The 12,637-nt window shown below is 41.3% G+C and carries 14 protein-coding genes and 2 pseudogenes; 1 reads left to right on the top strand and 15 read right to left on the bottom strand.

Annotation, left to right across the window (positions count from 1 at the left end):
* Positions 1-148 precede the first annotated feature (148 nt).
* The 9 genes and pseudogenes from HMPREF2853_RS09960 to miaA form a co-directional block, all read right to left on the bottom strand.
* Positions 149-343, bottom strand: a pseudogene (locus HMPREF2853_RS09960) (short-chain dehydrogenase); the annotation flags it as partial.
* A pseudogene (locus HMPREF2853_RS09640) lies at positions 338-801 on the bottom strand (alpha amylase N-terminal ig-like domain-containing protein); the annotation flags it as partial. The pseudogenes HMPREF2853_RS09640 and HMPREF2853_RS09960, both read right to left, overlap by 6 nt.
* Positions 802-1,044: 243 nt before the next feature.
* Positions 1,045-1,239: a helix-turn-helix transcriptional regulator gene (locus HMPREF2853_RS02630; RefSeq protein ID WP_006150191.1), complete on the bottom strand. Its 195-nt coding sequence runs from the start codon at positions 1,237-1,239 to the stop codon at positions 1,045-1,047.
* A gap of 6 nt (positions 1,240-1,245) precedes the next feature.
* Positions 1,246-1,575 (bottom strand): hypothetical protein, encoded by a 330-nt coding sequence (locus tag HMPREF2853_RS02625; RefSeq protein WP_070534737.1) that lies wholly within the window; start codon positions 1,573-1,575, stop codon positions 1,246-1,248.
* A gap of 397 nt (positions 1,576-1,972) precedes the next feature.
* Entirely contained in the window at positions 1,973-2,728 is a 756-nt protein-coding gene (locus tag HMPREF2853_RS02620; protein ID WP_049549781.1) for an SDR family NAD(P)-dependent oxidoreductase, read from the bottom strand.
* Positions 2,729-2,748: 20 nt separating this feature from the next.
* A complete protein-coding gene (gene rnz, locus HMPREF2853_RS02615) occupies positions 2,749-3,678 on the bottom strand; it encodes a ribonuclease Z (protein WP_049549780.1) in 930 nt (309 codons plus the stop codon).
* Between the two features lie 14 nt (positions 3,679-3,692).
* Positions 3,693-4,316 (bottom strand): hypothetical protein, encoded by a 624-nt coding sequence (locus HMPREF2853_RS02610; protein WP_000129724.1) that lies wholly within the window; start codon positions 4,314-4,316, stop codon positions 3,693-3,695.
* A complete protein-coding gene (hflX, locus tag HMPREF2853_RS02605; RefSeq protein ID WP_000573174.1) occupies positions 4,309-5,547 on the bottom strand; it encodes a GTPase HflX in 1,239 nt (412 codons plus the stop codon). Before hflX ends, HMPREF2853_RS02610 begins: the two co-directional genes overlap by 8 nt.
* Positions 5,540-6,424: a tRNA (adenosine(37)-N6)-dimethylallyltransferase MiaA gene (miaA, locus tag HMPREF2853_RS02600; RefSeq protein WP_000850169.1), complete on the bottom strand. Its 885-nt coding sequence runs from the start codon at positions 6,422-6,424 to the stop codon at positions 5,540-5,542. Before miaA ends, hflX begins: the two co-directional genes overlap by 8 nt.
* A gap of 120 nt (positions 6,425-6,544) precedes the next feature.
* Here miaA and HMPREF2853_RS02595 point away from each other — a divergent pair, with 120 nt between their 5' ends.
* Positions 6,545-6,715 (top strand): DUF3042 family protein, encoded by a 171-nt coding sequence (locus tag HMPREF2853_RS02595; protein WP_001051782.1) that lies wholly within the window; start codon positions 6,545-6,547, stop codon positions 6,713-6,715.
* A 195-nt stretch (positions 6,716-6,910) separates the two neighbouring features.
* Here the strand turns inward: HMPREF2853_RS02595 and HMPREF2853_RS02590 are convergent, their stop codons facing one another.
* The 6 genes from HMPREF2853_RS02590 to HMPREF2853_RS02565 form a co-directional block, all read right to left on the bottom strand.
* Positions 6,911-7,750, bottom strand: a complete 840-nt coding sequence (locus HMPREF2853_RS02590; protein WP_070534735.1) for a thymidylate synthase — start codon at positions 7,748-7,750, stop codon at positions 6,911-6,913.
* A 51-nt stretch (positions 7,751-7,801) separates the two neighbouring features.
* Positions 7,802-8,236 carry an HD domain-containing protein gene (locus HMPREF2853_RS02585; protein WP_083306878.1) on the bottom strand — a complete coding sequence of 145 codons (435 nt, stop codon included), beginning with the start codon at positions 8,234-8,236 and terminating at the stop codon, positions 7,802-7,804.
* Between the two features lie 94 nt (positions 8,237-8,330).
* On the bottom strand, positions 8,331-9,290 hold the full coding sequence (locus tag HMPREF2853_RS02580) for an ROK family glucokinase (RefSeq protein WP_000078591.1): 960 nt from the start codon (positions 9,288-9,290) through the stop codon (positions 8,331-8,333).
* A gap of 100 nt (positions 9,291-9,390) precedes the next feature.
* Positions 9,391-10,191, bottom strand: coding sequence for an excalibur calcium-binding domain-containing protein (locus HMPREF2853_RS02575; protein WP_083306877.1), 801 nt, complete (start codon positions 10,189-10,191; stop codon positions 9,391-9,393).
* Between the two features lie 96 nt (positions 10,192-10,287).
* Positions 10,288-12,009, bottom strand: coding sequence for an aminodeoxychorismate synthase component I (pabB, locus tag HMPREF2853_RS02570; RefSeq protein WP_070534733.1), 1,722 nt, complete (start codon positions 12,007-12,009; stop codon positions 10,288-10,290).
* Positions 12,010-12,215: 206 nt separating this feature from the next.
* Positions 12,216-12,637, bottom strand: a 422-nt coding sequence (locus HMPREF2853_RS02565; protein WP_083306876.1) for a DUF1542 domain-containing protein, incomplete at its 5' end; no start/stop codon positions are given.

Genomic DNA, 12,637 nt, shown 5'->3' with positions numbered 1-12,637 from the left:
CTAAACACAAAAAATCATATTTTTGATTGTTTTTTCTAAAATTTGTAGAAGATTCGAAAAAAATGAATGTAGATTTAGAACAAAAACAAACAAATTTTTGACACTCAGTTCAGTATTATAAAAAAGTTCCTTTTGTAAGGAACTCCTTTTACTTATAATTAAAGATTCCCCCTGCCAACTTATCGGCCAGCTTGGGAAAGAGGGTATAAAACTTATGGGCTAGGTTCAACAAAACTGGGAGATTGAGTTCCCGTTTGTTTTTTCCTATGGTTTTGACAATCTTTCTAGCGACTGCATCTGGTTCTAAGAGAAAGCGGTCAACCGACTTAAGGTAGGTCCCATCTGACGTCAAATGAGGATTTCCATTAGCAAAGCGTTCTGGGAAAATCTGATACCACACGGTATTTGAAACCCAACTAGGAACCTGACATCCATCAATTTCGTGAACATAAGGAAGTTTAAAGCCATTTCCTTCAGCATCCAAGTTTTCTTGAGTATGTTCCTTATCTACATAAAAATACCCTTACCCTCTTTATCAAGGAGTTCAAAGAGATACTGAATGCGTAAAAAATCAACCGAGACTGTAATCTGCCAATAGTCAAATAGGGCATCTGAGGTTACTTTGGTCATTTCTTTCTTGGCTTCATACTTATCCTCAATGAAAATAAAGGGATCTCCATAGTGTAAGATAACCTTCTGGACATCATTTATCTTGGTTCTAATTCGGATATGTAGCTGATCTTCCTTGTAAAGATATGCATACTCTGATTCTGGTCTATGATAAATAGCTGTTAATTCCATCATTTGTCTCCTAAATAATCTATCATCAACAAAAACGCAAACGTTTTCATAATTAACAGAACTAGTATACTATTTTAGCTGTTTATTTGCAAATTTTATACCAGTTTTACGATAGATATATAAGATGGACAAGGGTAAAATTGAGTAGACTCTTTTTGAGCTTTAAAAAGAGAGTTTCCATGAACTGAAAAACTCTCTCATCATTACGAATCAGATGATTAAAATAAAAGCTATCTGATATCTTTAATCTTCTAAAATGAAAATTTCTTCAACATGTAGTCGTAGCAACCTTGCAATTTTCATTGCTAGTTCAAGTGTAGGATTGTACTTGTCATTCTCTATAGCAATTATGGTTTGTCGACTAACGCCTAATATTCTTGCCATATCTTCCTGACGTAGTCCCTCAGACTTTCTTAACTGTTTGATGTTATTTTTCATACAGCATTAGTCTTTCTGAAAAAAATAAACGCCAACAGCCAATACTACGATAACAGTGACAACTGCTAGAATGACTCCTTGAACAAGTTTATTTGGTTCTTTATACTCTTCATCACCAGCAATCATATTGCGTTTTATTGCGGTTTGAGCAAATCCTTGCACACTTACAGATAAGATCAAAATTAAGCAAGGAAGTATTTCAAGTTTGCCACCAACAACAAGTGCTTGATAGATATTAAATCCTGTCCATGCACATAAACCCAAAAGCGCTGTTTTATAGCCCCACTCCTCAGAACGCAACTGAATATCTCTGTCCATTTCATCCATCTTTTTCATGGCTTTGTTCCTCCAAATTTTTGTAATAATGTCAAGAGCTCTTTACATTTCTTATTATACTCTAAATCGATAAAATGTCAAGATATTTTAACATTTTTACTTTTTTTATTTTCTTCATCTATTCTAAGAATATTCCTAACTCCAATTTACAGTCTAATCAATCTGACAAAGGGCAAGTTCTTTTAATCCTATTTTATCTTGACTTCATAAGCTTCGGCTATAGATATACTTTCAGTTATGTTAGACTCGAAGTTTATCCTCTCTTTTCTGCTTTCTTATCTCTATTTATACCTTAAATGGGCTTAATCGTTATAAACTGCCTGTTTATCATGTGGTATTTTTCTACAAATTAGCAACCGAAAAAAATAAAAAGCCATTCCTCAAGGGAACAGCCTTTTCACTTATAATTAAAGGTTTCCCCAGCCAACTTATCTGCTAACTTGGGAAAGAGGGTATAAAACTTATGGGCTAGATTCAGTAAGAGCGGAAGATTGATTTCACGTTTATTTTTGCCTATGGTCTTAACAATCTTTTGCGCGACAGCATCTGGTTCCAATAGAAAACGGTCGACCGATTTGAGGTAGGTCCCATCTGGGTCTGCCTGGTCAAAAAATCCTGTACGGATAGGTCCTGGATTAACAGTTGTCACATAGACACCATAGGGCATGAGCTCAAGGCGAAGAGCATTTGAAAAACCAATGGCCGCAAACTTGGTCGCAGAATATAGACTAGACTTGCCAGTCGCTATCAATCCTGCCATGCTGACGATATTGATGATATGACCTTTTCGACTTTCCTTCATGCGCTCCGCAAAGCGACGAGACAGATTCATCAGGGCAAAGGTATTGACCTCAAACATCTGGTGAATGTCTTGATCAGAGATCTTGTTGAAATCTTCAAAAATTCCATAGCCAGCATTGTTAATCAAGACATCAATCTTGCCATAACGGAGATAGAGGTCAGCTACTAGTGCTTCCAGGGCTGAGTCATCAGTAATATCGATTTCAATTAATTCCACATGAGGATGATTTCCATATAGTTGGGCTAGTTTTTCCTTGTTTCTACCTAGCAAGATGAGTTGGTCATTTGGCAAGAGTTTGACCATTTCTTGGGCTAAGCCACCGCTTGCTCCAGTGATGATGATGGTGCGCATACTTATCCTTTCTCAATCTTCTAAATTTCCACTTCTTCCAAGTCTTTGACCACATGGACATTTTCAAAAACAGTTGCCGCATCTTTCTTGAGCTGACTGATATCTTTTGAGAGGAAACGAGCACTGATATGATTGAGCAAGAGGCGTTTAGCACCGGCTTCTGCTGCTACTTGTGCTGCCTGCATATTGGTTGAGTGACCGTGGTTGCGGGCAATTTTTTCATCTCCCTTGCCATAAGTCGACTCATGGACAAGGACATCAGCGTTAACAGCTAGACGCACACTGGCATTAGCTTTTCGGGTGTCACCCAGAATAGTAATAATCTTACCAGGTCGTGGTGCTGAGATATAGTCTGCTGCCTTGATTTCAGTTCCGTCTTCTAGAACAACGTCCTGACCGTTTTTGATTTTTCCAAAAAGCGGGCCAAATGGAACACCAGCAGCCTTAAGTCTTTCAGCATCCAAGGTACCTTCTAAGTCCTTTTGCATGACACGATAGCCAACACAGAAAATAGTGTGGTCCAGCTCCTCTGCATACACCGTGAATTTATCGGTCTCAAGGATTTTCCCTAGAGAATCTTGGTCAAACTCATGAAAATGAATGCGATAAGGCAGACGAGAACCCGACACACGTAGACTGGTTAAGACAAATGACTTGATCCCTTGTGGTCCATAAATGTCCAAATCTGTCTGCTCCTCATTAGCCTGAAAAGCACGGCTAGAGAGAAATCCTGGCAATCCAAAGATGTGATCTCCGTGCAAGTGAGTGATAAAGATTTTGCTGACCTTACGTGGTCGAATTGTGGTTTCCAGAATACGATTTTGCATTCCTTCTCCACAGTCAAAGAGCCAGACTTCGTTAATCTCGTCCAAGAGTTTCAATGCTAGACTTGAAACGTTGCGAGCTTTAGAGGGCTGACCGGCCCCTGTTCCTAAAAATTGAATATCCATTCGATACTTTCTAATTAATCAATATATAACATAGCTGTGCGATTTTCCGATCGGAAATAGCGACTGCCAGAAAAAGCAACAGCTTCTTGCAATAAATCCTCTTGGCTGTAGCCCTTGAGACGTTTGCGACCATCAGCAAAACTTTCCAAGTCTGTCAATGCTGTGAGATTCTCCACACTAACAACTTCTTCATCTCCGACAGCCTTCATGTAAATATTACCAGACTCTTCAAAGACGAGTTGATGGGGGAAAATTTGCGCAATCTCAAAGAGCAAGTCATCCGAGATTACCTCTTCATTTTCAGAGAAGATTCGCCCCAGGCCCTTACTCTCATAGCAAAATCCAAAAGATTTGCCAGATAAATTAAGACGAATAAAAGGCTTATTTTCAAAGGTGAAACTTGGCTCAGCATTGTAGAGGTTCAGTTCATGACTGAGTTCTGCAAAATAATCCGTCGCAGCTTCAGGACTCTTTTTCTGGTAGAGTTCTGCAAAGTAGGCATTAACGACACTCGGAGGAGGTGTGATGAGAGCCAACTGCTCTTGCTCTGTTTTGCCAGCTAGAAGCTGATCTAGATAGACCCTATCCAGACTTGTATAGCCCCCATACTTTAGAGCCAAGGTTTTAATATCAGTCATAAAATTCCTCTAACCTCCATTTATTTTTCTCGGAAATGTAGCCTGTAATCACTTCACCGTCATCTTGATAGTCGCGCTCTTCCAGAATCGCTACACTTTCTAGATCATGTATCTTGTAGGATTTTGAAAAAGGCACGCGTAGGGTAAAGACTTCAAAAATATCCTTGAGCTTCTCCAAAAACAATGCTTGCAAGTTCTCACGACTATCCTCAGACTTAGCAGAAATTAGGGCATAAGGCGTTTGAGTAGGCGTGAAATCCTCTACCAAATCCGCTTTATTGTAAAGGGTCAGGCAAGGAATATCCTCCATATCCAAGTCTTTCATGATAGAAAGAACCGTTTTTTCATGCTCCTCGTGATAAGGATTGCTGGCATCAATGACATGAACCAGAAGGTCCACATGCTTGCTTTCTTCCAAAGTCGACTTAAAACTGGACACCAATTCTGTTGGCAAATCTTGGATAAAGCCAACCGTATCAGTCAAGGTAACCTGAAGATTGCCCCCTAGATGGATGCTCTTTGTCGTCGCATCCAGAGTCGCAAATAGCTCGTCTGCTTCGTACTGGATCTTACTGGTCAAGGTGTTCATGATGGTTGATTTCCCAGCATTGGTGTAACCAATCAAACCAATCTTAAAGGTACTTGACTCCAAGCGTTTTTCTCTGACTGTCGCCCGATTTTTCTCAACCACCTTGAGCTGGCGCTCGATATCTGTGATTTGATTACGAACACTACGACGGTTCAGTTCCAGCTGACTTTCACCAGGTCCACGGGAACCAATTCCCCCCGCCTGACGGCTGAGCATAATCCCCTGACCAACCAAGCGAGGCAAGAGATACTTGAGCTGGGCCAAATGAACTTGGAGTTTTCCTTCATGGCTTCGAGCCCGCATGGCAAAGATATCCAGAATCAACTGCATACGGTCAATGACCTTGACACCGAGAATTTCTTCTAGATTGACATTTTGCCGTGGAGTCAAGCGATTATTGACGATGACAGTAGTAATTTCTTCTGCATCCACCATCCGCGCAATCTCTTCCAACTTACCAGAACCAACGAAGGTCTTGGAGTCATACTTTTCCCGTTTTTGCCTGTAGCTATCTACAACGACTGCCCCAGCTGTCTTAGCCAGACTGGCCAATTCTTCCATGGAGAGGTCAAAATTGTCCATGCCCTGCAATTCCACACCGATGAGTAGGACTCGTTCCTCTTTTTTCTCCGTTTCAATCATCTAAAAACTCCTCAATCTGGCTTAAAATGCGGTTTTGAACTCCAGGCTCTCCTATCTGATAAAAGGTCACCTGCATGCGATTACGGAACCAGGTCAGCTGACGCTTAGCAAAACGACGGGTCGCCTGTTTGAGACTATCGCTTGCTTTCTCAAGAGTTTGCTCCCCACGGAAATAAGGAAAGAGTTCCTTGTAACCAATGCCTTTGGCTGCCTGCGCATCTGGATAGTGCTCAAAGAGCCACTTGGCCTCATCCAAAAGCCCAGCCTCAAACATCAGATCTACTCGGCGATTGATACGTTCATAAAGCTGACTGCGTTCATCATCCAAGCAGATAATCAAAGGTTCATAAGGACTTTCCTGATTTTCCAAATCCTGACCAAAATGGACGATTTCCAAGGCACGCATAGCACGACGACGGTTAAACTGGGGAATTGCAAGACCTGCTTGCTCCACAAGATGGGCTAATTCCTCATCTGAATAAGGCTCCAAACTAGCCCGATAGGCCAAAATCTCCTCATGAGGTGTTTCCCCACCTAGATGGTAGCCTTCTAACAAGCTCTGGATATAAAGCCCAGTCCCACCAGCGATAATAGCAAGCTTGCCACGGCTTTGAATATCCTCAATAGCCTTCTTAGCTTCTGAAACAAAATCAAAAGCCGAGTAAGACTCGGTCACCTCTCTGACATCAATCAAATGATGAGGAACAGAAGCTTGCTCCTCTGGGCTAGCCTTGGCCGTCCCAATATCCAATCCTCTGTATACTTGCTGACTGTCACCACTGACCACCTCTCCACCAAAGCGCTTGGCCACTTCAATAGCAAGGGCTGTCTTCCCAACAGCAGTCGGTCCAACAATCACAATTATTTTTGTTTTCATCTTTTTTCCTTGAAAAATTTCCATTTTTTCGTTACTATTATTATATCACAAAAAGGTCAGTCAGAAAAATGCTACCACTTGAGGAGCCTGGCTGATCGGGAAGATAAAGGAGGAAGACTCATGGCTAAAGGATTCGCTAAAGGTCTTGTAACAGGTGTCGCAGGAACTGTCGCTGCCGTTGCAGGTGCAGTATACGCAATTAAAAAGAAAGTGATTGAGCCAGAAGAGCAAAAAGCAGCTTTCATCGAAGAAAACCGCAAAAAAGCAGCTCGCCGCCGCGTATCACATTAAGCAACAAAAGAAGTTGAGAACTCTCAACTTCTTTTTATTTTCTTTTATACTCAATGAAAATCAAAGAGCAAACTAGAAATCTAGCCGCAGGTTGCTCAAAGCACTGCTTTGAGGTTGTGGATAGAACTGACGAAGTCAGTAACATATATACGGCAAGGCGACGTTGACGTGGTTTGAAGAGATTTTCGAAGAGTATTAAATAGCTAGGTCAAACTTCAGCTGTGGCTTAACCGGATCATAGTCAACCAACTCAAAGTCTTCCGCTTTGATATCAAAGAAATTAGTCCCATCAGGAACATTCAAGACCAAGCGTGGTTGGCAGTTTGACGGCTCACGACGGAGCAATTCCTGAGCTTGTTCAAACTGATTATCATAGATATGAAGGTTGTTGATAAAATAGAAAAACTTCCCAACCTTCCAGCCGAAATGCTTGGCAATCATCATCTGAAGAGCTACGTACTGCATAGCGTTAATGTGGTGGGCCACCAGCATATCATTCGAACGCTGAGTCAAGGTCGCATCCAGATAGATGTCCCCATCAACGCGACGGACATCAAACATGGTCTGAAAGGCGCATGGAAGGAGACCGTCTGTCTCCTCAAAAGCTTGATAATCCCAGAGAGAGATAATATTGCGACGATTCCAAGGATTGGCTTCCAACTGCTTGAGAATCTTGTTAATGATGTCGTGTTTCTTAACGACCGCCCCATAGCGTTCACCAATGGTTCCCGTATCTCCCACTTCCCAGTCATTCCAGTAGTGAACATTGTACTTGTCATTGAGAATATCTAAGCTATTAGACTGATCTTGGTAAATCCAGAGCACTTCCTTGATAGCAGATTTGATCGCAATCGGGCGCAAGGTTGTGATGGGAAATTCCCCCATAGACAAGTCATACTCGGCAAAGGCACCCGTTACGTACTTGGAGTTGGCTACGGTCCCATCCTTATACTTGGGACGTGCCTGCTCAGAAAAGACACCGTCTTTGAGGATTCGTTCAATATTTTCTTTAAAAATCGTATCTGCTTTTGTCATTTACTCTCACCTCATTTATTGTCCTAACTAGTATAACATAAAAAATCTTTTCTACATACTCAGATAATCGATAGCCCTTTTATATTTTTCTAATCGTTCCAAATCATTGTCAGTGACAGACCTCAGTCTAGATAAATCTGAATTATGCTTCAAATCTGCCAATTTGACAACGCGTGCTAGGGGATTAGATTTCACATTTTCTAGATATGTTTGATAGTCTTGCCCCTTTTTCTTTGACAAAATCTGAACGGCAGCAACTACTGTTTCTGGTAAAACAGCTAATAATAGTTCTTCAGCTGTAAAAGGACTGTCCTCTATAACATCATGTAGCAGAGCCACTGCTTTTTCCTCTTCGGTATCAACTTGACTTGCTACATAAATTGGATGTTCTATATAATCTACCCCTGCCTTATCAAATTGCCCATTATGAGCTTCCGTCGCGATAGACAATGCTAATTCAAGCATGGGTTGTTTTGATGTGTTCATCTAGCGATTCCTTCCCAAAATTAAAACCTATTTCGTTTTATTCGACTTTTAAAAAAGAGCTTGATGGATAACCAAGCTCTATTATCAATCTATCTTATTGCAATACAAGTGATGCTGCTCCGATAACTCCAGCGTCATTTCCTAGAGTTGCGAGAGCTAATTTAGTTGATGTGCGTACTTGTGGGAAGGTATTTTCATCATAAACCTTTTGCACGCCTTGGAGAAGGAATTCTCCCGCAGCTGATACTCCACCACCAATAACGATTGTTGATGGGTTTAGGATTGAACCGATGTTAGCACAAGCGATTCCCAAGTAACGTGAGAAGTTACGGTAAACGATCAAAGCAAGGTCGTCCCCTTCTTTAGCCAAGTCAAAAACAGTTTTAGCAGTTACTTCTTCACCGTCGTCGATCAAGCGTTTCAAGGCCGCATCGCCTTCGTATTCATCTGCATAACGACGTGTCAAGTTGACAATCCCTGTTGCAGAAGCAACTGTCTCAAGACAGCCTTTCTTACCACAAGTACAAGCGATTGGTTGGTCAAAGTCAACAGTGATATGACCAAGCTCTCCTGCTGCACCAGCAACACCGTGAAGCAATTTGCCTTCTGCAACGATACCGCCACCAACACCTGTACCAAGTGTCATAAAGACAACGTCTGGTTGGTTTTCACCAGCACCCATCCAGCGCTCACCAAGAGCAGCTACGTTGGCATCATTATCGATGAAGAATGGAATACCCAAGGCTTTTTCAATCTTTTCTTTAATTGGTTGAAGGGTTTTCCAGTTGAGGTTGTAGGCACCGATAACAGTTCCTTTTTCACGGTCAACCACACCAGGTGATCCCATCCCAATCCCTCGGAAGTCTGTGGCTGACAATCCAAGCAAGTCCAAACGATGTTGAATAGACTCGATCATATCATCTACAATATGGCTTCCTTCATCCAAAATATTAGTCTTGATAGACCATTTTTCTTGGATTTCTCCCTCTTGAGTTAAAATTGCAAACTTGACAGATGTTCCACCAAGGTCAATCCCTATAATCTTTTGACTCATCGTCTTCTCCTTTTTAATTGAAAATGCTTACAGATATAGTATAACAAAATCGTCCATTTTGTGCAAAGGTTTGCATTAACTTCCTAGAAATTATTCTGATTTATGGTTTCCAAAGACCAGAACCATCTACGTAGTATCTGCCACCATCAACTCGCTCATTCTTTGCCATTTTACCATCTGATTTCAAATAGTAATTTCCTTGCCAAGTATTACGAGCGTATGAACCATCTGATTTCAAGTAGTACCAAGATTGATAAGAAGAGTCATTAATCCACTCACCTTGTGCCATTTTACCGTTCGCTTTGAGATAAAAAGCGCCTTGCCAAGCATTTTGGGCATAGGATCCATCTGATTTCAAATAATACCAAGCTTGGTATGATGAATCATAAATCCATTCACTTTGAGCCATCTTTCCGTTTGCTTTAAGGTAGTAACTTCCTATCCATGTGTTTCGTGCATACGAACCATCCGATTTGAGATAATACCATCCCTTGTAATATGAGTCATATATCCACTCACTCTGAGCCATTGTTCCATCTGATTTGAGATAGTAATCTCCTTTCCAAGAATTGGTTACTAGATTACCATTGTCAGAATAATAATACCAATATCTATCCTGCTTAACCCATCCACTAGAAGAAACTCTATTCTGTGGACTAGACTGGCGTGGTTTAAAGACTCCCCGAGGTGCATTTGCACGTTCACAAGCTATCCCATCACCATCTTTGTCTAGTATTGAAGAATATCCAGGCTCTCCTCTATGGATATCAGAATAACCATTTTCCCATGCTTCTTTACAACTAGAAAAATGAATATTTTCTTCTGCACTAACCAGTTGAGCAAACAAACCTAAAATTGGAAAAACAGTAAGAATCACTTTCAGCAAAATTGTTTTTTTCATCATTTCCTCCTAATAAAATGACATCGTTTTCTTTTTATTTTATCAAACTTAATTCAACAATTCAACATATCCATTATATTTTTTAATTTATGAAATTTATTTAGAATTCACTTCCAACTCATACAATCCTCTCACTGCGTTACAGCCATAGACAGCTTCCGCTTGGTCCAAGTCTGGCACAGTCAAGACTTTTTCCTCTACTTGTCCTGTTTCCAGCAAATGCTGACGATAAATTCCTGGCAAAATTCCAAGTCTGATAGGCGGTGTGTAGAGTTTTCCAGCGATTTTCAGAACTAGATTCCCGATAGACGTTTCCAATAGCTCTCCTGCTGCATTATGGTAAATGCTTTCCTGTTTACCTAGGCTTAAATGTGGTCTGTGAGTGGTTTTGAAGTAGGTAAATGCTTGCTGCAAATCAGCTTCTTGCAGACAAAGTTTTGCTTTGCAGAAGCTTGGACTAAGGGGGCTTAAGATTTGGCGACTGAGTTCCATCTCTCCAGACTTGCTGGTAATAATTCGCAAGCGGTAGTCTTGATTATCATCACAAACTTGACACTCTTCCTCTATCTTTTGTCTCAGTTTTTTTGGATCAAAAGGAAAGGCAAAATAACGACTCGCTTTTGTCAATCTTTCCAGATGTTGATCTTCAAATAGTAAGTTCTTCTGACTTATTTTCCCAGTTGAAATCAGTTTGAAACGAGCTTGTTTACGATAGAGAACAGCCGCCTTTTGATGAACCTCTCGGTATTCAGATTCCCAAGTGCTGTTCCATGTAATGCCTCCGCCAACACCATAGACGGCTTTTCCTTGATGCAGTTGAATAGTCCGAATGGCGACGTTAAAAATCCGGCGCCCATTTGGAAGTAAGAGACCAATCGTTCCGCAGTAGACTCCGCGTGGTTGGGGCTCCAAGTCCTTAATAATTTCCATGGTCGCAATTTTCGGTGCTCCCGTTATGGAACCACATGGAAAGAGCGAACGGAAGATTTCAACTAGGTCCACATCCGGTCGTAACTGACTCTTAATGGTCGAAGTCATTTGCCAAACGGTCGAATACTGCTCCACCTGACACAGACGCTCCACATGCTCACTTCCAACTTCAGAAATACGGTTCATATCGTTTCGCAAGAGGTCTACAATCATCATATTTTCAGAGCGATTTTTAGGATCCTGCTCCAACCAGCTAGCCTGGGCAAGGTCTTCTTGGTCAGTCACTCCACGCTGAGTCGTTCCCTTCATTGGTCGCGTTGTCAACTCACGGTCATTTTGCTCAAAAAAGAGCTCTGGGCTCATGGAAATCACTGCCATCTCATCATGTTCAACATAGGCATTGTAGCCCGCCTCCTGCTCTACCACCATACGATTGTAAATGGCAAAAGGATTGACACTCAAGTCTTGCTTGAGTTGGACAGTGTAATTTACCTGGTAGGTGTCCCCCTGACGCAAATGATGGTGAATCTGGGAAATAGCTTTTTCATAGTCCTCTGCAGATGTTTGTTCACGCCACTTTGAAGGCAAATCTACTTCCTCATAAGTCAGAGGAATAGGGGATGTTTCCACCCTATCGTGAACGGTAAAGTAAAGCAAATATTCGCCCAGTAGAGGAAGTTTGTGAACTGCTAGTTTTTTCTCAAAAGCAGGTGCAGCCTCATAGCTGACATAGCCCACGACATAATAACCTTGCTCTTGGTAGCTTTCCACTTGTGCCAGCAAGTCTGCCACTTCTGATAAATCTCTCGTTTTTAACTCTTTGATAGGCTGAGTGAAGGTGTATCTCTCCCCCAAAGCTCTAAAATCAATCACTGTTTTTCTATGCATATCTTAAGTATAGCACAAAAGAAATAAACCCTCAGCTACAAAACTAATCAATATAACTTCCTTTTGATGAATTTTAACTCTATGTAGTTGCTTAATATAAAATTTCTCCTAGTAGTTATTACCACTAGGAGAAATTTTTGCTAAATATTACTTGCTAGTTCACTAGAAGAAAAAGTCAATTTACGAATATAGCTATTAAATCCTAATTAGACTTCATCATCTTCTTTTCGACGATGACTTAGAAGAGCTAACCCCAGAATAGCGCTAGTTGCTGCTACTACCATTGTACTTAGCGATTCTGCTGTTCCTGTATTCGGAAGTTTTTTAGTCTTCAGGGTATCTTCTACTGCTTTCTTGGCTTCCGGTTTACTTTGCGCAGTTGGGTTGACTGAGGCAATGCTGGTTATTCCATCAGTCTTGGCTTGATCGACTTCTACATTTGTGGTCGCAGCGTCAATTGCTTGTTTCGCTGTATCTGCTTTCGCATTGGCATCTGCTTTCGCTGCAGCTTTCTCTTCATCCGTCAAATCGGTTCGTGAATCAATCGCTGCTTCCTTAGCTTTCAGGGCATCATCGATCGCTTGCTTGGCTGCTGACTTCGCTACTGCTTGCGGATTAATTGAAGTTA

The sequence above is a fragment of the Streptococcus sp. HMSC077F03 genome (assembly GCF_001812375.1).
Taxonomy (GTDB): Bacteria; Bacillota; Bacilli; order Lactobacillales; family Streptococcaceae; genus Streptococcus; species Streptococcus oralis_S.
Note: the sequence above shows the minus strand (reverse complement) of the source record. Positions and strands in the feature narration are given on the sequence as shown.